Annotated in this window: 25 protein-coding genes; 10 read left to right on the top strand and 15 right to left on the bottom strand. The window is 66.2% G+C overall.

The annotated features are described in order from the left end of the window. The first annotated feature begins 293 nt into the window (after positions 1 to 293). Positions 294 to 506, top strand: a complete 213-nt coding sequence (locus tag KPB06_RS19425) for a hypothetical protein (RefSeq protein ID WP_226093723.1) — start codon at positions 294 to 296, stop codon at positions 504 to 506. A gap of 287 nt (positions 507 to 793) precedes the next feature. Beyond that, a complete protein-coding gene (locus tag KPB06_RS19430) occupies positions 794 to 1294 on the top strand; it encodes a dihydrofolate reductase (RefSeq protein WP_059574039.1) in 501 nt (166 codons plus the stop codon). An 86-nt stretch (positions 1295 to 1380) separates the two neighbouring features. On the opposite strand, the gene pmbA is transcribed toward KPB06_RS19430, so the two are convergent. Next, positions 1381 to 2751 (bottom strand): metalloprotease PmbA, encoded by a 1371-nt coding sequence (gene pmbA / locus KPB06_RS19435; protein WP_059574040.1) that lies wholly within the window; start codon positions 2749 to 2751, stop codon positions 1381 to 1383. 127 nt (positions 2752 to 2878) lie between these two features. Between pmbA and yjgA the strand changes: the two genes are divergently transcribed. Both yjgA and mog read left to right on the top strand, forming a co-directional pair. Beyond that, on the top strand, positions 2879 to 3481 hold the full coding sequence (gene yjgA / locus KPB06_RS19440) for a ribosome biogenesis factor YjgA (RefSeq protein WP_275906232.1): 603 nt from the start codon (positions 2879 to 2881) through the stop codon (positions 3479 to 3481). Further along, positions 3465 to 4073 carry a molybdopterin adenylyltransferase gene (gene mog / locus KPB06_RS19445; RefSeq protein WP_081066587.1) on the top strand — a complete coding sequence of 203 codons (609 nt, stop codon included), beginning with the start codon at positions 3465 to 3467 and terminating at the stop codon, positions 4071 to 4073. Before yjgA ends, mog begins: the two co-directional genes overlap by 17 nt. A gap of 23 nt (positions 4074 to 4096) precedes the next feature. Here mog and orn read toward each other — a convergent pair whose 3' ends face one another. Then, a complete protein-coding gene (gene orn / locus KPB06_RS19450; RefSeq protein WP_059574042.1) occupies positions 4097 to 4717 on the bottom strand; it encodes an oligoribonuclease in 621 nt (206 codons plus the stop codon). 125 nt (positions 4718 to 4842) lie between these two features. Between orn and KPB06_RS19455 the strand changes: the two genes are divergently transcribed. The 3 genes from KPB06_RS19455 to KPB06_RS19465 are packed head-to-tail and all read left to right on the top strand — an operon-like array spanning position 4843 to position 7418. Further along, positions 4843 to 6102 (top strand): M48 family metallopeptidase, encoded by a 1260-nt coding sequence (locus KPB06_RS19455; RefSeq protein WP_059574043.1) that lies wholly within the window; start codon positions 4843 to 4845, stop codon positions 6100 to 6102. Beyond that, positions 6099 to 7040 carry a ribosome small subunit-dependent GTPase A gene (gene rsgA, locus KPB06_RS19460; RefSeq protein WP_059574044.1) on the top strand — a complete coding sequence of 314 codons (942 nt, stop codon included), beginning with the start codon at positions 6099 to 6101 and terminating at the stop codon, positions 7038 to 7040. The genes KPB06_RS19455 and rsgA overlap by 4 nt, the downstream gene beginning before the upstream one ends. 60 nt (positions 7041 to 7100) lie before the next feature. Beyond that, positions 7101 to 7418: a putative signal transducing protein gene (locus KPB06_RS19465; RefSeq protein WP_011351362.1), complete on the top strand. Its 318-nt coding sequence runs from the start codon at positions 7101 to 7103 to the stop codon at positions 7416 to 7418. Between the two features lie 77 nt (positions 7419 to 7495). Here the strand turns inward: KPB06_RS19465 and KPB06_RS19470 are convergent, their stop codons facing one another. The 6 genes from KPB06_RS19470 to rpsP all read right to left on the bottom strand — a co-directional run bounded on the left by KPB06_RS19470 (position 7496) and on the right by rpsP (position 11625). Beyond that, positions 7496 to 8434, bottom strand: a complete 939-nt coding sequence (locus KPB06_RS19470; RefSeq protein WP_059574045.1) for a CobD/CbiB family protein — start codon at positions 8432 to 8434, stop codon at positions 7496 to 7498. Positions 8435 to 8554: 120 nt separating this feature from the next. Beyond that, complete coding sequence (locus tag KPB06_RS19475) at positions 8555 to 9241, bottom strand: CoA pyrophosphatase (protein ID WP_059574046.1); 687 nt, start codon at positions 9239 to 9241, stop codon at positions 8555 to 8557. Positions 9242 to 9328: 87 nt separating this feature from the next. Continuing rightward, positions 9329 to 9721, bottom strand: a complete 393-nt coding sequence (gene rplS, locus KPB06_RS19480; RefSeq protein WP_059574047.1) for a 50S ribosomal protein L19 — start codon at positions 9719 to 9721, stop codon at positions 9329 to 9331. Between the two features lie 133 nt (positions 9722 to 9854). Continuing rightward, positions 9855 to 10649, bottom strand: coding sequence for a tRNA (guanosine(37)-N1)-methyltransferase TrmD (gene trmD / locus KPB06_RS19485; protein ID WP_059574048.1), 795 nt, complete (start codon positions 10647 to 10649; stop codon positions 9855 to 9857). 1 nt (position 10650) lies between these two features. Continuing rightward, positions 10651 to 11328: a ribosome maturation factor RimM gene (rimM, locus tag KPB06_RS19490; protein ID WP_059638229.1), complete on the bottom strand. Its 678-nt coding sequence runs from the start codon at positions 11326 to 11328 to the stop codon at positions 10651 to 10653. Between the two features lie 42 nt (positions 11329 to 11370). Next, the gene (gene rpsP, locus KPB06_RS19495) at positions 11371 to 11625 is read right to left on the bottom strand and encodes a 30S ribosomal protein S16 (protein WP_006476550.1); all 255 of its coding nucleotides are present in this window, start codon (positions 11623 to 11625) and stop codon (positions 11371 to 11373) included. 152 nt (positions 11626 to 11777) lie between these two features. Between rpsP and KPB06_RS19500 the strand changes: the two genes are divergently transcribed. Beyond that, on the top strand, positions 11778 to 12917 hold the full coding sequence (locus KPB06_RS19500; RefSeq protein WP_059574050.1) for a PQQ-dependent sugar dehydrogenase: 1140 nt from the start codon (positions 11778 to 11780) through the stop codon (positions 12915 to 12917). 109 nt (positions 12918 to 13026) lie between these two features. Further along, entirely contained in the window at positions 13027 to 13494 is a 468-nt protein-coding gene (locus KPB06_RS19505; protein ID WP_059574326.1) for an NINE protein, read from the top strand. Between the two features lie 52 nt (positions 13495 to 13546). Here the strand turns inward: KPB06_RS19505 and KPB06_RS19510 are convergent, their stop codons facing one another. Together KPB06_RS19510 and KPB06_RS19515 are read right to left on the bottom strand one after the other, a co-directional pair. Continuing rightward, on the bottom strand, positions 13547 to 14725 hold the full coding sequence (locus KPB06_RS19510) for a PA0069 family radical SAM protein (protein ID WP_059574051.1): 1179 nt from the start codon (positions 14723 to 14725) through the stop codon (positions 13547 to 13549). 90 nt (positions 14726 to 14815) lie between these two features. Further along, positions 14816 to 15304, bottom strand: a complete 489-nt coding sequence (locus KPB06_RS19515; RefSeq protein ID WP_012492860.1) for an Lrp/AsnC ligand binding domain-containing protein — start codon at positions 15302 to 15304, stop codon at positions 14816 to 14818. Positions 15305 to 15449: 145 nt separating this feature from the next. Here KPB06_RS19515 and KPB06_RS19520 point away from each other — a divergent pair, with 145 nt between their 5' ends. Then, positions 15450 to 16736: a D-amino acid dehydrogenase gene (locus KPB06_RS19520; RefSeq protein ID WP_059574052.1), complete on the top strand. Its 1287-nt coding sequence runs from the start codon at positions 15450 to 15452 to the stop codon at positions 16734 to 16736. Between the two features lie 326 nt (positions 16737 to 17062). On the opposite strand, the gene KPB06_RS19525 is transcribed toward KPB06_RS19520, so the two are convergent. The 5 genes from KPB06_RS19525 to KPB06_RS19545 form a co-directional block, all read right to left on the bottom strand. Then, positions 17063 to 17998, bottom strand: a complete 936-nt coding sequence (locus KPB06_RS19525) for an electron transfer flavoprotein subunit alpha/FixB family protein (protein ID WP_059574053.1) — start codon at positions 17996 to 17998, stop codon at positions 17063 to 17065. Positions 17999 to 18014: 16 nt separating this feature from the next. Continuing rightward, complete coding sequence (locus tag KPB06_RS19530) at positions 18015 to 18764, bottom strand: electron transfer flavoprotein subunit beta/FixA family protein (RefSeq protein ID WP_021157446.1); 750 nt, start codon at positions 18762 to 18764, stop codon at positions 18015 to 18017. Positions 18765 to 18991: 227 nt separating this feature from the next. Next, positions 18992 to 19786 (bottom strand): MetQ/NlpA family ABC transporter substrate-binding protein, encoded by a 795-nt coding sequence (locus KPB06_RS19535; protein WP_059574054.1) that lies wholly within the window; start codon positions 19784 to 19786, stop codon positions 18992 to 18994. Positions 19787 to 19815: 29 nt separating this feature from the next. Beyond that, the gene (locus KPB06_RS19540; RefSeq protein ID WP_059574055.1) at positions 19816 to 20469 is read right to left on the bottom strand and encodes a methionine ABC transporter permease; all 654 of its coding nucleotides are present in this window, start codon (positions 20467 to 20469) and stop codon (positions 19816 to 19818) included. Beyond that, complete coding sequence (locus KPB06_RS19545) at positions 20459 to 21493, bottom strand: methionine ABC transporter ATP-binding protein (RefSeq protein ID WP_059574056.1); 1035 nt, start codon at positions 21491 to 21493, stop codon at positions 20459 to 20461. Before KPB06_RS19545 ends, KPB06_RS19540 begins: the two co-directional genes overlap by 11 nt. Positions 21494 to 21542: the final 49 nt, after the last annotated feature.

Below are 21542 nucleotides of genomic sequence, written 5' to 3' on the forward strand. Positions count from 1 at the left end.
TTCATCCTTGAAGCGGGTTGGTTGAATCAGCAATATTCCCGAGCCCCCTCGTTTCAGGCCTGAAACATTTTCAGGCGTTTTCGGCCACAATTCTCAACGCTCGAGCGCGAATCGCAATGGCGGCAATGGTCCCGGTATCGTGGCATGTATTTCGCTGAATACGGAAACGACCGGAGACAGTCACCATGCGAAAAATCCTTTTACTTTCTTTCGTGCCGACGACGCTCCTGCTTTCGGCCGCCGGCCCGCCTGCACCCGCATGCGCGGACGAAGGCATGCGACCGGATCGCGCGATGCTGCTTGTCGAAAATGTGCCGGTCAGGCAGCACGGCAACGGGTTCGGTATCGTGACCGTGTCGGCGCCGCAACCGCTGCCGGCGCGCCAGGCCTCCGTGACGCTGTGGGACGAGATTCCACCGCCGCCCCAGTTGCCGATGCCGGCACCGCAACCGGGCAACATGCAGCATGCGATGGGAGGCAACGCGCGAAGCAATACGCATCCCTGATCATTTTCCGTCTAAATTCAATTAGGATTGCGTATCGAATCGACGATCCGGTCGGACGGGATGCCATCGACCGGAACCGGTATCGCCAATCTCGCGACGCAAAATGTTTTGGTGCTCCGTCCCCCGGCGGGCACTCTTTTTATTCGGACGGCCGCCGTGATGCGGGCATCCCGCGTCGCGGCGCACCGCGCAACACACGCCGATGCCCACGCGGGCAGGCGGAATCCGGCGCGCGCCGCCGTTCCGGTAAAATCGGCCCATTGCATGTTCCCTCTTCCCCGACCTTCATGACGACGTTGACCCTGATCGTCGCGCGTGCCCGCAACGGCATCATCGGCCGCGACAACCAGTTGCCCTGGAAACTTCCCGAGGATCTCGCGTTCTTCAAGCGCACGACGATGGGCGCGCCGATCGTGATGGGCCGCAAGACCCACGAGTCGATCGGCCGGCCGCTGCCCGGCCGCCGCAACATCGTCGTCACGCGCGACGCCACGCGCCGTTTCGAAGGCTGCGACACGGTCACGTCGCTCGCCGACGCGCTGGCGCTCGCCGCGCGCGACGGCGCGCCCGAGGCATTCCTGATCGGCGGCGCGCAACTCTATGCGGAAGGTCTCGCGTTCGCCGACAAGCTGGTCATCACCGAGATCGATGCCGACTTCGACGGCGACGCGTCGTTCCCGGCGCCTCACGCCGCGCACTGGCAGGAAGTCTCGCGCGACGCGCATCAGGCTGCCGCGCCGAACTCGTTCGGCTATGCGTTCGTCGTCTACACACGCAAGCGCGGCTGACGCCTTCTTCCGCACGATGAAAAAACCCGACCGGCTCACGCCGGTCGGGTTTTCGTTGACTGTTGTCGGCCTGCGCCGCGCGCGGCTTACTGCCCCGCGATCGTCATCTGCTCGATCAGCACCGAGCCGGTTTCCTTCGTACCGCGCACGATCGAATCCGCACCGATCGCGACGATATGACGGAACATCTCCTGCAGCGTGCTGGCGACGGTGATTTCCTCGACCGGATACTGGATCACGCCGTTCTCCACCCAGAAACCCGCCGCGCCGCGCGAATAGTCGCCCGTCACGTAGTTCACGCCCTGCCCCATCAGCTCGGTCAGCAGCAGGCCCGTACCGAGCTTCTTCAGCATCGCGTCGAAGTCGTCGCCCGCCTGCGTGTTCGAGCTGCGCAGCGCGAGGTTGTGCGAGCCGCCCGCGTTGCCGGTCGTTTGCGTGCCGAGCTTGCGCGCCGAATAGGTCGACAGGAAGTAGCCCTCCACGACGCCGTCCTTCACGACGCTGCGCGCACGCGTGCGCACGCCTTCCTCGTCGAACGGCGCGCTGCCCATCGCGCGCGGCACGTGCGGATCCTCGACGACCTGGATGTGCGGCGCGAACACCGGCTTGCCGAGGCTGTCGACGAGGAACGACGTCTTGCGGTACAGCGCGCCGCCGCTCACCGCCTGCACGAATGCGCCGAGCAGGCCGGCCGCGAGCGGCGCCTCGAACAGCACGGGCACCTTGCGCGTGTCGAGACGGCGCGCGCCCATCCGCGCGAGCGCGCGTTCGGCCGCGTAGCGGCCCACCGCTTCGGGCGCGGCGAGATCGATCGCGCTGCGCTTCGACGAATACCAGTCGTCGCGCTGCATGTGACGGCCGCTGCCCGCGATCGGTGCGCACGCAATGTAGTGGCGCGAGTACGGGTAGCCGGCGAGGAAGCCGCGCGACGTCGCGAGCACGAACTGCGAGTGCTGCGCCGACACGCTCGCGCCTTCCGAATTGCGAATCTGCGGGCTGACCGCGAACGCGGCGTCTTCCGCGCGGCGCGCGAGCTCGACGGCCTCGTCGGCGCTCAGCGCCCACGGATGGTACAGATCGAGGTCGCGCGGGTCGGTTTCGAGCAGCTCGGCTTCGGCAAGGCCGGCCGCTTCGTCCTCGGCCGTGAAGCGCGCGATGTTGTAGGCGGCGGCGACGGTATCCTTGATCGCGGCCGGCGAGAAGTCCGACGTGCTCGCGTTGCCGCGCTTCTTGCCGATGAACACGGTGACGCCGACCATCTTGTCGCGGTTGTGCTCGATCGTTTCGACTTCGCCGCGGCGCACCGACACCGACAGGCCGTCGCCCTCGGAGATTTCGGTCGCGGCGTCCGTCGCGCCGAGCGCCTTCGCATGGCGAAGGATGTCCGATGCGATTTCCTTGAGCTGGTCCTGCGTGTGCGGGAAATAGCGCGCTTGTACGTCGAGATTGGCTGCCATCGTCTTGGTATCCGGTGGCGGGCGGGCGCCCGCATGGTCAAAATGTTGCGTATCCCGCGATCATAGCAAGGTCCGGGGCCGCGCACAGACAAGCTTGGGGTGTCCGCGCCGCGATACAATGCGGCCCATGACACGCAAAACCCGAATCCAGCCGATCGAACCTGCCGTCGAGGACGACGACCATGGCTACGATCGCCCCAGCAAATCCCAGTTGAAGCGCGAAATGCACGCGCTGCAGGAACTCGGCCAGGCGCTCGTCGACCTGCCGAAGGATGCGCTCAAGCGCATGCCGATGCCCGAGGACCTCGCGGACGCCGTGCGCGAGGCGCGCCGGATCACCGATCACGAAGGCAAGCGCCGCCAGCTTCAGTACGTCGGCCGCGTGATGCGCTCGCTGACCGACGACGAAACGGCCGCGCTGCGCACCGCGCTCGACGCGCAACGCGGCGTGAACAAGGCCGCCACCGCCCGCCTGCACTGGATCGAGCGCACGCGCGAGCAACTGCTCGCGAGCGACGACGCGCTGACCGAATTCCTGCGCCAGCACCCCGACGCCGACATCCAGGAAGGCCGCACGCTGATCCGCAACGCGCGCAAGGAAGCGCAGCAAGGCAAGCCGCCGCGCTATTTCCGCGAGCTGTTCCAATGGATCAAGGCCGCGGGCGGCGCATCCGACAGCGACGACGAAGCGGCCGACGACGCCGGAGACGACCATGACGACGAAGCGTAACCATCCGGACGAGCTCGTGGTCGGCCTCGTGTCGATCAGCGACCGCGCGAGCACGGGGGTTTACGAAGACAAGGGCATCCCGGCGCTGCAGGAATGGCTCGCCGGCGCGCTGGTTTCGCCGTGGCGCGCCGAGACGCGCCTGATCCAGGACGACGCGCCGACGATCTCGGCCACGCTCGCCGAACTGGTCGACGTCGCCGGCTGCGACCTCGTGCTGACGACGGGCGGCACGGGCCCCGCGCGCCGCGACGTGACGCCGGAAGCCACGCTGGCCGCGGCGACGAAGGAAATGCCGGGATTCGGCGAACAGATGCGGCAGATCAGCCTGAATTTCGTGCCGACCGCGATCCTGTCGCGGCAGGTCGCCGTGATCCGCGAAACGGCCGACCATGCGGCGCTGATCATCAACCTGCCCGGCCAGCCGAAGTCGATCCGGGAAACGCTGGAAGGGCTGCGCGACGCCGACGGCAACTCGACCGTGCCCGGCATCTTCGCCGCGGTGCCCTACTGCATCGACCTGATCGGCGGCCCGTATATCGAGACCGACGCCGCGGTGGTCGCGGCGTTCCGGCCGAAAAGCGCGCGGCGCTGAGCGTTTGCCGCGTGCCGGCCTGCTCAGACGGCCGGCACGGAATCGCCTGCCGGCGCCGAGGCGGCCGGAATCAGGAAATGCTCGCGGTAGTACTTCAGCTCGTCGATCGACTCGTGGATATCGGCGAGCGCCGTGTGCATCGCCCGCTTCTGAAAACCCTTGTAGATGGCCGGCTGCCAGCGGCGGCACAGCTCCTTGAGCGTACTGACGTCGAGATTGCGGTAGTGGAAGAACCGCTCGAATTCAGGCATCCAGCGCGCCATGAAGCGGCGGTCCTGGCAAATCGAGTTGCCGCACATCGGCGACTTGCCCGGCGACACGTACTGCGCGAGGAACGCCTGCAGTTGCGCGGCGGCTTCCGCCTCGGTCACGGTCGATGCGCGCACGCGGTCGATCAGCCCCGAACGGCCGTGCGTCGACTTGTTCCAGTCGTCCATCTTCGCGAGCGTCTCGTCGCTCTGGTGGATCGCGAACACCGGGCCCTCGACCGCGATGTCGAGCGTGGAATTGGTCACGACGACCGCGATCTCGATGATGCGGTCGTTATCCGGGTCGAGGCCCGTCATTTCCATGTCGAGCCAGACGAGGTTCAACTCGTTGCGCACGAGCGCGGGCTGGCTGGCGGAAGCGGCGGTATCGGTCATGATTCATCCTGGAAAATGGCGGACCGGGCGCGCCGATGCGGCGCCGCCCGGGCGGCCGGCATCGCGTGAGCGGGGCCGGTCCGCAAGAACATATAATTCTCGCATAGAACCCTTTGGCGCCTTCGATGTCACCCTTTTCGTTCACCCTGCTGTTCGCGATCGCCGTACTCGCGATGGTCGTCACCAAGCTGTGGCTCGCGTCGCGGCAGATCCGCTTCGTCGCCGCGCACCGCAACGGCGTGCCCGCGCAGTTCAGCGCCACCATCCCGCTGACCGCCCACCAGCGCGCGGCCGACTACACGGTCGAGCGCACCCGGCTGACGATGTTCGAGATCGTCGTCAGCGCGGCCGTGCTGGTCGGCCTCACGCTGCTCGGCGGCGTCGGCGCGCTCGACACGCTGCTGACCGGCTGGCTCGGCCGCGGCTACGGGCAGCAGGTCGCCCTCGTCGCCGCGGTGCTCGTGATCACGGGCGTGATCGACGTCCCGTTCGAGTACTACCGCCAGTTCGGCATCGAGCAGCGTTTCGGCTTCAACCGGATGACGAAGCGGCTGTTCTTCACCGACATGCTGAAAAACACGTTGCTCGGCGCCGTGCTCGGCCTGCCGCTGCTGTTCGTCGTGCTGTGGCTGATGAACCAGGCCGGCCACCTGTGGTGGCTGTGGACCTGGATCGTGTGGGTCGCGTTCCAGATGCTCGTGCTGCTGATCTACCCGACCTTCATCGCGCCGCTCTTCAACAAGTTCGAGCCGCTGAAGGACGATGCGCTGCGCGCGCGTATCGAGTCGCTGATGAAGCGCTGCGGCTTCGCGGCCAAGGGCCTGTTCGTGATGGATGGCAGCCGCCGCTCCGCGCACGGCAACGCGTACTTCACGGGTTTCGGCGCATCGAAGCGGATCGTGTTCTTCGACACGCTGCTCGCGCGCCTGTCCGGCCAGGAGATCGAAGCCGTGCTTGCGCACGAACTCGGCCACTTCAAGCGCCGCCACGTGATGAAGCGGATGCTCGTGTCGTTCGTGCTGAGCCTCGTGCTGCTCGCGCTGCTCGGCTGGCTCGCGCAACGCACGTGGTTCTATACGGGGCTCGGCGTCACGCCGTCGCTCGACACCAGCAACGCGGGCGCCGCGCTCGTCCTGTTCTTCCTCGCGATTCCCGTGTTCCTGTTCTTCGCGACGCCGTTCAGCAGCCTCACGTCGCGCAAGCACGAATTCGAGGCCGACGCGTTCGCGGCCAGCCAGACCGACGCGCAGGATCTCGTCAGCGCGCTCGTGAAACTCTACGAAGACAACGCGTCGACGCTCACGCCCGACCCCGTCTACACCGCTTTCTATTACTCGCATCCGCCCGCGTCGCAGCGGATCGACCGCCTGCTGCAGCACGCATGAGCCGGCCGACCTCCCGCAAGCCGGCCGCGCGCGCGTCGGGCGCGCAACGGGCCGAAGGCCGCGTGATCGCGGCGCACGGCCGCCACTACATCGTCGCCCCCGACGACGGCGGCCCGATGCTGCAATGCTTCCCGCGCGGCAAGAAGAGCGACATCGCGGTCGGCGACCGCGTCGCGTACGAACTCGCGTCGGCCGACCAGGGCGTGATCGTCGAGATCGGCGAACGGCGCAACCTGCTGTACCGCTCCGACCAGTTCAAGTCGAAGCTGTTCGCGGCGAACCTCGACCAGTTGCTGATCGTGCTCGCGACCGAGCCCTATTTCAGCGAGGATCTGCTCGGCCGCGCGCTGATCGCGGCCGAAGCGAACGAACTGAAGCCGCTCGTCGTGCTGAACAAGATCGACGTCGAGGCCGCGCTGCCGGTCGCGCGCGAGCGCCTCGCGCCGTACCGCGCGCTCGGCTACGACGTGCTCGAGCTGTCGGTGAAGGGCGCGCCGGACGACGCACGTGCACAACTGATGCCGCACCTCGCCGGGCATTCGACGATCCTGCTCGGCCAGTCCGGGATGGGCAAATCGACGCTCGTGAACCTGCTCGTGCCCGACGCCGAAGCCGCGACCCGCGAGATTTCGGCCGCGCTCAACAGCGGCCGTCACACGACGACGTTCACGCGCCTGTACCCGCTGGAAGGCGGCGGTGCGCTGATCGATTCGCCGGGCTTCCAGGAATTCGGCCTCTACCACCTGACCGAAGGCCGTCTCGAGCGCGCGTTTCCGGAATTCCGGCCGTTGCTCGCGGACTGCCGTTTCTATAATTGTCATCATCTGCACGAGCCCGGCTGCGCGATCCTCGAAGCCGTCGCCGACGGCCGTATCGCGCCGTCGCGGCACGCGCTGTACGCGCAACTCGTGCACGAGGCGAGCCAGATCGTCCGCTGATCGCGCGACGTGCACGACGGCCGGCCGGCGCCACGCCGGCCTTCATCGACAGGAGCCGCGATGCGTTTCAAGGCACCCGACCTCGCGACCGCGCAGCATTGGGCCAACGTGCTCCAGGTGGCCGGCATCGGTTGCGAGCTGCACAACTGCTACGCGACCGGCGCGCTCGGCGGCCTGCCCGCCGACGCGTGCACGCCCGAGCTGTGGCTCGACGACGAACGCGACGATGCACTGGCCCGCCGGCTGCTCGATGCCGCGTCGCACGGCCCGTCGGCCGGCGCGGCACCGTGGCGCTGCCGGCAGTGCGGCGAAGCGCTCGAAGCGCAATTCACCGCGTGCTGGCAATGCGGCGCCGTGCGCGACCCGCTCGACGACTGAACGCACTGCGCCGACCCACAGCAAAAAGGCCGGCATCCAGCCGGCCTTTGTCTTTCATCGGGTACTGCGCTGCGCCGTCACGACACCCAGACGGCGAGCGTCAGCATCAGCAGCAGGATCATCCACAGGATCACCGCGCGCCACACGAGGCCGACTGCCGACTGCAGCGTGCGCGGCGTGCAATCGTCACCAACCGTCAACGGACCGCTGTCGCCGACCGCCAGCGCATCGAGGCTCGACGGTTCCGCGAGCGGCCCGGCGAGACGCGCACCGAGCGCCCCGCTGCCGGCCGCCAGCAGCACGCCGTCGTTCGGGTCGGGCCACTGGCGCGTATGGTTGCGCCATGCATAGATCGCATCCTCGAAATTGCCGACGATCGCGAAGCCGAGCGCCGTCAGTCGGGACGGAATCCAGTCGATCACGAAGAACGCGCGCTGCGCGAACGTCGAGAACGCGGCCGTGCGATCGTCGCCCGGCGTCGACCAGCTGCGCGCGAGGTATTCGGAAATCCGGTACAACACGGCGCCGGCCGGACCGATCGGCAGCACGTACCAGAAGAACACGCCGAAGACGTGCCGATGCGACGCGACGACCGCATGGATCAGCGTATGGCGGACGATTTCGCCGACCGGCATGTCGACCGTGTCGATACCCGTCCACTCATGCAGGATTTCGCGCGCGCGCGGCACGTCGTCGTTGTTGAGCGCGAGATGGATATCGGTGAAGTAGTGGCTGAACTGACGGAAGCCGAGCGTGAAATACACGACGACGACGTTCCATATGAACGCGAGCACGAAGCTCACCTTGTACAACAGGAAATAGACCAGCGCGACGATCAGCACCCACGGCAGCACGACCGCGAGCCATGCGAGGAGCCCGTGCTTCTGCTTGCCGGCGTCGAGGCCATGCGCGACGGTTTCCGCATGAAACTGGAACAGCGCGAACACCGGATTGCTCGGCGACAACGCGCGGACCTGTTCGATGATGAGGGCGAGGAGAACCGAAAAGAAAGTCATGCGTGGCGCCGTCTTCGGAGTTATGTCATTTTTTGCATAACGATAGCACAGCGTCAGCCGCGCATGGCTGCCGGCGCGGTCGCCGGGCAGCCGCTCGCGCGCGCCGGCCGGCGCGCCCGCCTAGCCGGCGGCCAAGAAGCGATACAGATTGCGAAACATGGCGGCAGTTGCGCCCCAGATGAAGTATTGCCCGCCCGCTTCGCCGTTCGGGTAAGGCATGGCAAAAAAACGACGCTCGCCGCCTTCCCACCGAAACACGCGGACCTGATGGTTCGCGGGATTCATCAAGAACGCGAGCGGCACTTCGAAAATCTCGGCGACTTCGAACGTGTCGGCCTGCACGGTGAACGGCGGATGCACGAGGCTGACGACCGGTGTCACGCAGAAGCCCGTGCCGGTCAGGTAGTCGGGCAGCACGCCGAGAATCTCGACGCGTTCGGCGGCCAGCCCGATCTCCTCTTTCGCCTCGCGCAACGCGGTGGCGGTCGCGTCTCGATCGAACGGCTCGCGACGGCCGCCCGGAAAGCTGATCTGTCCGGCATGGTCGTTCAGGTGATCGGCGCGCTGCGTCAGCAGTACGGTGAGGCCCGTCTCGCGTGCGACGAGCGGCATGAGAACGGCCGCACTGCGCGGATCGACGCCTTCCTGCAGCTTCGCCTCGCCGGGCTCGACGCTCCATTCGAGCGTGCGTGCGAAACGTTCGCGCAGGCCGGACGGCGTCATCAGCCGGGAATCGATGACAGGCAGGCCGGCGCCGGTGCCTTCGACCGGCAATACTTCGGGATCGATGATGGGGCGGCGATTCAATGGAGCTCTCGGGTTCGTGTCGTATCGAGCATATTGTCGCGCCAGAATGAAAAAAGCACCCGGTTGGGTGCTTTTTCCTTACAGCTCTTACTCTTGGGAAGCTGCTGCGGCGCGATCCTTCGACACCAGCTTTTCCTTGATACGAGCCGACTTGCCCGAACGCTCGCGCAGGTAGTACAACTTCGCACGACGCACGTCACCGCGACGCTTCACGACGATGCTTGCCAGCAGCGGCGAGTACGTCTGGAACGTACGCTCGACGCCTTCACCCGACGAGATCTTGCGAACGATGAAGTTCGAGTTCAGGCCACGGTTGCGCTTCGCGATGACGACGCCTTCGTAAGCCTGAACGCGCTTGCGGTTACCTTCAACCACGTTCACGTTCACGATCACCGTGTCGCCCGGGGCGAAATCGGGGATCGTCTTGCCGGCGAGCGCGCGCTCGATCTCTTCCTGCTCAAGTTTTGCGATCAGATTCATTACTGACTCCTTATGCCATCGTGTCGGCGTTCGTACCCGCCTGCTTCCAGGCTCGGCCCCGATAGAGGATGGATTCACATCAGGCGCCGCACACGCATGTACGGCACCGCCAATTCCCGCCCGCGCAGCCGCCTCAGGAGGCGTCCTTCGCTTCGCGTGCGAGGTTCGCAAGCCACGCCTCGTCGGCCCGGCTCAACAACTTCTCGCGGCGCGCCCGGGCGATCAGGTCCGGGCGCTTCCGCAACGTATTCCTCAATGCTTCCTGACGCCGCCACTTCTCGATCTCGGCATGATGCCCGCCGAGCAGCACGTCCGGCACGCGCACGCCCTCGTATTCCTCGGGCCGCGTGTAGTGCGGACAATCGAGCAGGCCGTCGGCGAAGCTGTCCTGCACGGCCGACAGCGAATCGTTCAGCACGCCGGGCAGCAGCCGCACGACTGCATCCATCAGCGCCATCGCCGGCAGTTCGCCGCCCGACAGCACGAAATCGCCGAGGCTGATTTCCTCGTCGACGTAACGATCCAGCAAGCGCTGGTCGATCGCTTCGTAGCGGCCACACAGCACGACGACGCCGGGTTCCTGCGCCATCCGCACCGCACGATCATGCGTGAGCGGCGCGCCTTGCGGCGACATCATCACGACGCGCGTGCTCGCGATGCCCTGCTCCGCCTGCGCCGCTTTCGCGGCGTCGATCGCGGCTTCGAGCGGCCTGGCCAGCATCACCATGCCCGGACCGCCGCCGTACGGACGATCGTCGACCGTGCGGTAGTTGTCCGTCGTGAAATCACGCGGGTTCCAGGTGCGCAACCCGAAGCGCCCCTGCTTCACGGCCCGGCTGGTGATTCCCCAGTCGGTCAGCGCGCGGAACATCTCGGGAAAGAGCGTGACGACGTCGAACTGCACCGCGCGCTCGGTAACCTGGTTCATTTCAGTAATCGGCTTCCCAGTCGACGACGATGCGACGCGCCGCCTGATCCACCGTTTTGACGTAGACGCCGACGAACGGAATCAACCGCTCGTCGGTGGTCGGCTGACCGTCTTTGCCGGTCGCCGGATACTCGACACGCATGATCGAATGCACGCCGTTGTCGATCATCCCGCTCACCTTCCCGAGCGCCACCGATTGCTCGTTGACGACGTCGAGACCGATCAGGTCGACCCAATAGAATTCGTCCGCGGCCAGTGCCGGGAAATCTTCCCGGCGCACGAACACGCGAAAGCCGCGCATGGACAGCGCGGCATCGCGGTCGCTGACGCCCGCGGGTTGCGCAACGACAGTGTCGCTGTGCGTCTTCGACTGCATGATGCGGACGGAAAGCCGCTCCGCACCGCGTTCCAGCCACCAGCGACGCGCGTTGAGCAGCGCGTCGCCACCGCGACCGGCATCGGCATGCGTCGCCACCTTGATCCAGCCTTTCAGGCCGTAGGCGTCGACCACCGCCCCGACCTCGACGGCATCGTCAGGCCAGGCTTGCGTCGCTTCGGGACTGCCTTGTTCGGCAGCCTGACCGGCGTTCGCGACCGTGTCGCGCTCGACCGGCTTGCGGACGAATGCGCCAAATGACGCACGCCCGCGCCTTGCATTACCGGAATCGTGACCCGCCATCAATGCACCTCACAGCCGGCACGACCGGCACACCGTGCCATGTCAGGCAGCCGGTTGCGCCTTTTGCGCTTCCTTCACGAGACGCTGGACGGTCGGCGACAGTTGCGCGCCAACGCCTTGCCAGTACGTCAGGCGATCCTGAGCGATACGCAGCGATTCGCCCTTCGTGGCGACCGGGTTGTAGAAGCCGACGCGCTCGATGAAGCGGCCGTCACGACGGTTGCGCGAATCGGTAGCAACGATGTTGTAGAACGGGCGCTTCTTCGAGCCGCCACGAGCCAGACGGATGATAACCATATGATGTCCTTCGGGAAAACCGGGTTCGAAACTACTGAAACACGCGATTATAGCCGGAAAGCAGAGGTACAACAAACACTTACGCGTAAAAATCCGCGGACGGCCCGTCCAGCAGGCATACAATCGGCGTGTCCACGACGCTCCCGACCGTCATGCCGCCCTTTCGCGCCGCCCCCGCGCGCCGCGCGCAGCACCGATTCGCGGCGCTGCTTGCCGGCCTTGCCTGCCTCGTCTCCCTACCGGCGTTTGCCGCGCCGTTGCCGGTGAACGAACTCGTCGTGCCGCCCGGCTTCCACGTGGAAGTGCTGACGGACGCAGTGCCGGCCGCGCGCGAAATGGCGTGGTCGCCACGCGGCATTCTGTATGTCGGCACGCGGGAAGGCCGAGTCCATGCCTTCGTGATGCACGAGGGTCGGATCACCGCGCGCTACGTGATCGCGTCCGGACTCGATATGCCAGTTGGCGTCGCCTATCGCGATGGCGCTCTCTATATATCCGCCGTGTCGCGTATCCTGCGCGTCGACCGTATCGACGACCGGCTCGCCAGACCGCCCGCCCCCGTCGTCGTGACCGACGCGCTGCCGACCGACCACCATCACGGCTGGAAATTCATCGCGTTCGGCCCCGATGGCAAGCTCTACGTACCGACCGGCGCGCCGTGCAATGCCTGCCTCGCCGATCGCAGCCGCTACGCGATCATTGCGCGAATGAACGCCGACGGCAGTGGGCGCGAAGTGTTCGCCCGCGGCATACGCAATACGGTCGGCTTTGCATGGCACCCCGATTCGGGGGAGCTGTGGTTCACCGACAACGGGCGCGACATGATGGGCGACGACGTACCCGACGACGAGCTGAACCGTGCGCCGCGCGCCGGCCTCGACTTCGGCTTTCCATACTGCCACGGCGGCGATACGCCCGACCCCGAATTCGGCAGCGCCGACGTCTGCCGCCGTTATGTACCACCCGTCCTGAAACTCGGCGCACACGTGGCGGCGCTCGGCATGCGCTTCTACACCGGATCGATGTTTCCGGCGTCGTATCGAAATAGTGTCTTCATCGCCGAACACGGCTCGTGGAACCGCAGCACGAAGGTCGGCTACCGCGTGATGCGCGTGGTCGCCCCCGCGGACGGCAGCCACGCACGTCAGACGCCGTTCATCGCCGGCTGGCTGCGGCCCGACGGCACGGTATGGGGACGCCCGGCCGACGTACTGCCGCTGCCGGACGGTTCGTTGCTCGTCAGCGACGATTACGCGGGCGCGATCTATCGCGTGACTTATGCGGCACCTTGACGCAGCCGAGGGGTGACCGGGCCCGACCGGGCATCGTAGAATGCGTGCCGGGCCGTGCGCCCGCGCCGGCTTGCCGGCCGCCCAAGCCAACGACAATACGCCGCCATCCATGTCCAGCAGCACCGCATCGCCCCGCCGCTTCCGCTCCAAGACGCTTACCGCCGCCCTCGCGTTCTTGCTCGGATCGCTCGGTGCGCACCGCTTCTATCTGTACGGCTTTCGCGACGTGTACGGCTGGGCCCACCTGCTCGCGACGATCGTCGGCATCCCGGGCTTCCTGCTGCTCGCGGCAACCCAGCGCAGCGCCGGCCTCGGCTGGTGGCTCGCGGTGCCCGGCGCAATCTCGCTGCTGGCGGCGTTCCTCGCCGCCCTCGTCTACGGGCTGCGCCCCGACGAAAAATGGGATGCGCAATTCAATGCGGACACCGGCAAGCACAGCCAGTCGGGCTGGACCGTGATCTTCGTCGTGATTTTCTCGCTGCTGATCGGCGCGTTCCTGCTGATGACCGCACTCGCGCTGTCGTTCCAGACGTACTTCGAATCGCAGGTCCAAGCGGCCAAGCAGATTTCGCAGTAAGGCCCGGCCAGCACGATCGATACGGGACACCGGCGACTACGTTGCTCGTCGGTCAGAACAGGCTCAACTGGATGTCGTCGCGCGACTTCGCGCCGGCTGCTCGAACCGCGACAGGCGGCGCCGACACCCCAGCGACCGGCGCGCCGCGGAATCGCGACAGATCCAGAATGCCGTTCGTGCGCTCGTTCAGCCCGAGCCGCTTGACGGCCTGACGGAAGCGTTGCCGCAACAGGTCGGCCCAGATCCCCTCGCCCTTCATCCGTTTCGAGAAGTCCGAATCGTAATCCTTGCCGCCGCGCATGTCGCGCACGCGGTTCATCACGCGCTCCGCACGATCGGGAAAATGCGCGGCAAGCCACTGCTTGAACAGCGGCGCGACCTCCCACGGCAATCTCAGGATGATGTAGCTCGCATGCGTCGCACCGGCTTCCGCGCAGGCTTCGAGCACGCGCTCCATGTCTGGCTCGGTGACGAACGGAATCACCGGTGCAATGCTCACGCCGACCGGCACACCCGCATCGCGTAGCGCCCGGATCGTGCGCAACCGCCGCGCCGGGGTGGCCGCGCGCGGCTCGAGCGTGCGCGCGAGCTCGGCATCGAGCGTCGTGATCGTGACCGCCGCCATCACCTGCCCGCGTTCGGCCATCGGCGCGAGCAGGTCGAGATCGCGCTCGATCAGCGACGATTTCGTGATCGCCGCGAACGGCAGCCCGCGATCGTGCATCACCTGGATCACGCTGCGCGTGATGCGCAGGTCGCGTTCGACCGGCTGGTACGCATCGGTGTTGACGCCGAGCGCGATCGGCTCGGGCACGTAGCGCTTGCGCGAAATCTCGCGCTCGAGCAGTTCGGCCGCGTTCACCTTCGCGTAGATGCGGCTTTCGAAATCGAGCCCCGGCGACAGCCCGAGATAGCTGTGCGTCGGCCGCGCGAAGCAGTAGATGCAACCGTGCTCGCAGCCGCGATACGGATTGAGCGACACGCTGAACGGAATGTCGGGCGACTGGTTGTGCGTGAGGATGCTCTTCGCCCGCTCCTCGAAGACCTGCGTGCGCAGCGGCACGGGGAAATCGGCATCGTCGGACTCGTGCGTCCAGCCGTCGTCGACCGCTTCGCGCTGCGCGATTTCATACCGCCCCTGCAGGTTGTCGACCGCACCGCGCCCCTTGCGGGGCACGGGCGGCGCTACCGGAAATTCGTTGTCGGACCGATCGTCCATGTGCCCACCCATTCGCCTGCGCCCAATACTGTACATTTATACAGTATTGGGCGCAGCATGCCAAGAGCGGGATAAAGGGCCCGACGGCCGGCCGCCGGTGCGTCACTCGCCGACGGCGATCGTCAGCGTTTCCTTGATTTCCTCCATTACGACATAGCTCTTCGACTGCACGGCGCCCGGCAACTGCAGCAGGATGTCGCCGAGCAGCTTGCGGTAGTCGGCCATCTCGCCGATTCGCGCCTTGATCAGGTAGTCGAAATCGCCGGAGACGAGATGACATTCGAGCACCTCGTCGATCTTCATCACTTCCCGGCGGAATTGCTCGAACATGTTGCCGCCCTTGTGGCCGAGCGTGATCTCGACGAACACCAGCAGCGCGGCGCCCAATTGCCCCGGGTCGACCCGCGCGTGATAGCCGGTGATCACGCCGTCGCGCTCCATGCGCCGCACGCGCTCGATGCACGGCGTGACGGTCAGTCCGACCTGTTCCGCGAGGTCTTTCATCGCCATCCGGCCGTCGTCCTGGAGCAGTTTCAGGATGCGCCGGTCGAGCTTGTCGAGCGAGCGTACGGGCTGACGTTGCGTTCTCATTTGTTTATGCTGAAAACCAGAAAAATACAATAACAAAAACTGCACATTCGACAATACCATAGCGCAAAAAACTAGATCAGCTAGAGGTAACACGGAGCCGCGGGTGCGCCCGGCCTCGACCTGATTCCTTCCATCTGGAGCAGCTATGCGAGTCGTCATTCTGGGCAGCGGTGTGGTGGGCGTGGCAAGCGCGTATTACCTCGCGCGCGCCGGCCACGAAGTCACGGTGATCGACCGGGAAGCCGGCCCGGCGCTGGAGACGAGCTTCGCGAATGCAGGCCAGATCTCGCCCGGCTATGCGGCGCCGTGGGCCGCGCCCGGCGTGCCGCTGAAGGCCGTCAAGTGGATGTTCGAAAAGCACGCGCCGCTCGCGATCCGCCTCGACGGCACGCGCTTCCAGCTCCAGTGGATGGTCCAGATGCTGCGCAACTGCACGGCCGAGCGCTATGCGGTGAACAAGAGCCGCATGGTCCGTCTCGCCGAATACAGCCGCGATTGCCTGCAGGCGCTGCGCGCCGATACCGGCATCCAGTACGAAGGCCGCACGGGCGGCACGCTGCAACTGTTCCGCACGCAGCAGCAGCTCGACGGCGCGGCGAAGGACATCGCCGTGCTGCAGGAAGCGAACGTGCCGTTCGAACTGCTGTCGCCGGCCGAGCTGAAAAAAGCCGAGCCGGCGCTCGCCGCCGTCTCGCACAAGCTGACGGGCGGCCTGCGCCTGCCGGGCGACGAAACCGGCGATTGCCAGTTGTTCACGACGCGCCTCGCCGCGCTCGCCGAATCGCTCGGCGTGAAGTTCCGCTACAACACGCCGATCGATGCGCTCGCGATCGCGGGCGGCAAGATCGCCGGCGTGCAATGCGGCAGCGAGACGGTGCGTGCCGACGCGTACGTCGTCGCGCTGGGCTCGTACTCGACGCGCTTCATCTCGAACCTGATGAAGATTCCCGTCTATCCGCTCAAGGGCTATTCGATCACCGCGCCGATCGTCGACGAAGCCGCCGCGCCGGTGTCGACCGTGCTCGACGAAACCTACAAGATCGCGATCACGCGCTTCGACCAGCGCATCCGCGTCGGCGGGATGGCGGAAATCGTGGGCTTCGACAAGACGCTGCGCGCCGCACGCCGCGAAACGCTCGAGATGTGCGTGAACGACCTGTTCCCGGGCGGCGGCGACACGTCGAAGGCCACGTTCTGGACGGGTCTGCGCCCGATGACGCCGGACGGCACGCCGATCGTCGGCCGCACGCCGGTGTCGAACCTGTTCCTGAACACCGGCCATGGCACGCTCGGCTGGACGATGTCGTGCGGCTCTGGCCAACTGCTCGCGGACCTGATCTCGGGCAAGATGCCGGCGATCCAGGCCGACGACCTGTCGGTGCATCGTTACCTGAAGGACGCGCCCGGCCAAGCGCGCCCGGCCTACGCGTAAATCGGAACGGCCCGCGGCGAGGCGGGCCCGTTGCATCGACGAGAAAAGCGCCCTTGGGCGCTTTTCCCGTTTCCGTGACTGCGAGTGCGAGTGCGAGTACCGACTCGGCGCGACGCTTCAGTCAACGTGCACATGCTCCCGTCGCACGGCGAGCGAACCGACGCTGCCCGTCGGGTGTACGCGACGATATGTTCGGCACGGCACAGCACGATCGCGGATCTTCCAGGCGAACGGCGCTCGCGCCGCTTCAGCCGACGACACAGCGAAAAAGGGGCGCTTATCGCGCCCCTTTTCTCGTGTGCTTACCGCTGAAGCGTCACGCCGCGTCAGCCGAGCTCGTTCACGAGCTCCGGCACGAGCGAGAACAGATCGCCGACGAGGCCGTAGTCGGCCACGCTGAAGATCGGCGCTTCGGGATCCTTGTTGATCGCGACGATCACCTTCGAATCCTTCATCCCGGCCAGATGCTGGATCGCACCCGAGATACCGACCGCGATGTACAACTGCGGCGCGACGATCTTGCCGGTCTGGCCGACCTGGTAGTCGTTCGGCACGTAGCCGGCGTCGACTGCCGCGCGCGATGCGCCGAGCGCTGCCGACAGCTTGTCGGCCAGCGGCTCCAGCACCTTCGTGTAGTTCTCGCCGCTGCCCAGACCGCGGCCGCCCGACACGATGATGCTCGCCGACGTCAGCTCCGGACGGTCCAGCTTCGTCACTTCACGGCTCACGAACTGCGACTTGCCTGCGTCGGCCGCTGCGTCGATCTTCTCGACCGCTGCGCTGCCGCCTTCCGCCGCCACCGGATCGAAACCCGTCGCACGCACCGTGATGACCTTGATCGGATCGCTCGACTGCACGGTCGCGATCGCGTTGCCCGCGTAGATCGGGCGCTCGAACGTGTCGGCCGAATCGACCGCCGTGATGTCCGAGATCTGCGCGACGTCCAGCTTCGCGGCGATGCGCGGCGCGACGTTCTTGCCGTAGGCCGTCGCCGGCGCGAGGATGTGCGAGTAGTCCTTCGCGATGTTCAGCGCGGTCGCCTCGACGTTTTCCGCCAGGCCTTCGGCCAGTTGCGGCGCGTCGGCCAGCAGCACCTTCGACACGCCCGCGATCTTCGCTGCCGCGTCGGCCGCCGCTTGCGCGTTGTGGCCCGCGACCAGCACGTGGATGTCGCCACCGATCTTCGCTGCCGCCGCCACCGTGTTCAACGTCGCGGCCTTGATCGACGCGTTGTCGTGTTCTGCAATCACCAGAATCGTCATTTCCTTGCGCTCCCTCTTACAGCACCTTGGCTTCGGTCTTCAGCTTCTCGACCAGCGTCTTCACGTCCGGCACCTTCACGCCGGCCGCGCGCTTCGGCGGCTCGGCCACCTTCAGCGTCTTCAGACGCGGCGCGACGTCCACGCCGAGGTCTTCCGGCTTCACGGTTTCCAGCGGCTTCTTCTTCGCCTTCATGATGTTCGGCAGCGTCACGTAGCGCGGCTCGTTCAGGCGCAGGTCGGTCGTCACGACCGCCGGCAGCGTCAGCGACAGCGTTTCCGCGCCGCCGTCGACTTCGCGCGCAACGGTTGCCTTGCCGTCGGCGATCGTCACCTTCGACGCGAACGTCGCCTGCGGCAGACCTGCGAGCGCGGCCAGCATCTGGCCCGTCTGGTTCGAATCGTCGTCGATCGCCTGCTTGCCGAGGATCACCAGTTGCGGCTGTTCCTTGTCGACCAGTGCCTTCAGGATCTTCGCGACGGCCAGCGGCTCGACGCTGTCGTTCGACTCGACGAGGATCGCGCGATCCGCGCCGATCGCCAGCGCCGTGCGCAGCGTTTCCTGCGCTTGAGTCACACCCACCGACACCGCGATCACTTCGGTCGCCACGCCCGCTTCCTTCAGGCGCACGGCTTCTTCCACGGCGATCTCGTCGAACGGGTTCATCGACATCTTCACGTTCGCGATGTCGACACCCGTGTTGTCCGACTTCACGCGGACCTTCACGTTGTAATCGACCACTCTTTTCACTGGCACCAGGATTTTCATGCACACGCTCCAAAGTTACGAATACGACCAGAGGCCATTTTAAGCGAGGCCTCATGACTGCGCGGCCAGGCGGACCCAACCATGATGGTTGTCGAGGATACCGCTTCTTGGCGACGCGCCAATGATAGCGAACGGTCGTTCTATTTTAAAAGAGAAAAAACCCGGACGCAAAGCCCGGGTTTTCGATCATCGACTCTAATCGCGCCGGGCGTCCCGTGCTGCGGCCGTTACCAGGCGGCAATGACCGCGCCGCCGAACTTGCCTTCGATGAACTGTTTCACGTCGGCCGAGTGATAGGCCGCAATCAGCCTGGCGACCCACGGCTTGTTCCGGTCCGCGTCGCGAATCGCGAGGATGTTCGCGTACGGGCCGCTCGGGCCCTCGATCGCGATCGCGTCCTGCTTCGGTTTCAACCCCGCTTCCATCGCGTAGTTGGTATTGATCGCGGCCGCGTCGACGTCGCCGAGCGAGCGCGGAATCTGCGCCGCATCGAGCTCGACGATCTTCAGCTTGCGCGGATTGTCGACGATATCGAGCGGCGTCGCCTTCAACCCCGCATCCGCGCGCAGCTTCAGCAGCCCCTGCTTCTGCAGCAACAGCAGCGCGCGGCCGCCGTTGGTCGGATCGTTCGGCACCGCGACGCGCGCGCCCGGCTTCAGCTCGGCCAGCGACTTCACGCGCTTCGAGTAAATGCCCATCGGAAACGTGACGGTATCCGCGACCTTGATCAGCTTGTAGCCGCGATCCTTCACCTGCGCCTGCAGATACGGATCGTGCTGGTAGCTGTTCGCGTCGAGGTCGCCCGACGCGAGCGCGGCGTTCGGCTGCACGTAGTCGGAAAATTCGACGATGCGGATCTCGAGCCCCTCCTTCGCCGCGACCTTCTTCACCACTTCCATGATCTGCGCGTGCGGACCGCCCGTCACGCCGACCTTGATGGTTTCGGCCCGGGCTTGCGCGCCCGCGAACAGTGCGGCCGCGCCCAGCGCCGCCGCGAATTTCAGCATGAAGCGTCGTTGCATCGTCTCTCCCCTATCGAAACGGTCTGATCTTATTTGTGGCTCAGCCGGCGCACCAGCCAATCGCCGAGCGATTGCACGATCTGCACGAACACGATCAGGATCGCGACGACCGTCCACATCACTTCCGGCAGATAGCGCTGGTAACCGTAACGGATCCCGAGATCGCCGAGCCCGCCGCCGCCGATCGCGCCCGCCATCGCCGAATAGCCGACCAGCGACACGAACGTGATCGTCAGGCCCGCGACGACGCCCGGCAGCGATTCGGGCAACAGCACCTTGAATACGATCTGCGACGTGGTCGCGCCCATCGATTGCGCGGCCTCGATCAGCCCGCGATCGACTTCACGCAGCGCGGTTTCGACGAGACGCGCGATGAACGGCGCGGCCGCGAGCGTCAGCGGCACGACCGCCGCGGCCGTGCCGATCGATGAACCGGTAACGAGCCGCGTGAACGGAATCACCGCGACCAGCAGGATGATGAACGGCGTCGAGCGGACCGCGTTCACGATGCCGCCGAGCACGCGATTGACCGCGAGATTCTGCAGCACGCCCTGGCGATCGGTCAGGTAGAGCAGCACGCCGAGCGGCAGGCCGACGAGCGCGCCGACCGCCCCGGAGATGCCGACCATGATCAGCGTCTCCCAGAACGACTGCACGAACATATCGAACATCTCACTCAACATACGAAAGCTCCTCTACCACCACACCTTGCTCGCGCAGGAACGCGAGCGCCTGCCCGACCTTGCCCGGCTCGCCGCCCGCGAGCACCGCGAGCGAACCGAATGCCTGCCCCTGGATCTCGTCGATCTGGCCATGCAGGATGTTGAAATCGAGTTCGTACCGGCGGATCGTCTCCGACAGGATCGGCTGGTCGACCCCCGAGCCCGTGAACGCGAGCCGCAGCAGATGCCCGCTGCCCGTCTTCAGCCGCTCGGCCACGCGCGCCTTCAGCGCGGGCGGCAACTCCTGCGCGATCACGTCGCCGATCAGCGCGCGCGTCACTTCGTGATGCGGCTGCAGGAACACGTCGATCACGCGGCCTTCCTCGACCACGCGCCCCGCATCGAGCACCGCCACGCGATCGCAGACCTGCTTGATCACTTCCATCTGGTGCGTGATCAGCACGATCGTCAGGCCGAGCTCGCGGTTGATGCGCTTCAGCAGGTCGAGGATCGAACGCGTGGTTTCGGGGTCGAGCGCCGACGTCGCCTCGTCCGACAGCAGCACCTTCGGCTGGCTCGCCAGCGCGCGGGCGATGCCGACGCGCTGCTTCTGCCCGCCGCTGATCTGCGCCGGATAGCGATCCTTCTGCGCGGACAGCCCGACCAGGTCGAGCAGCGGCAGCACCGCGGCTTCGATGTCGGCACGGCTCGCGCCGGCCAGCTCGAGCGGTAGCGCGACGTTGTCGAACACCGTGCGCGACGACAGCAGGTTGAAGTGCTGGAAGATCATGCCGATTTCGCGGCGCGCTTCGCGCAGCGCGCCGGCCGACAGCAGCGTGAGATCGCGCCCGCCGACGACGACATTGCCTTCGGTCGGCCGCGTGAGCAGGTTGATGGTGCGCACGAGCGTGCTCTTGCCGGCGCCGCTTCGGCCGATGATGCCGAACACCTCGCCCTGCGGGATCGTCAGATTGACGTTGTGCAACGCTTCGACCCAGCCGCCCGGGCCGGGGAAACGCTGCGAAAGATTGCGCAATTCGATCATGTAAACAAAACGGCGGCCGGCCGGCGAGTTGGCCCGCCAGTCGGCCGCC

Origin of the sequence: Burkholderia semiarida, from assembly GCF_029268935.1 — a bacterium.
GTDB lineage: Bacteria > Pseudomonadota > Gammaproteobacteria > Burkholderiales > Burkholderiaceae > Burkholderia > Burkholderia semiarida.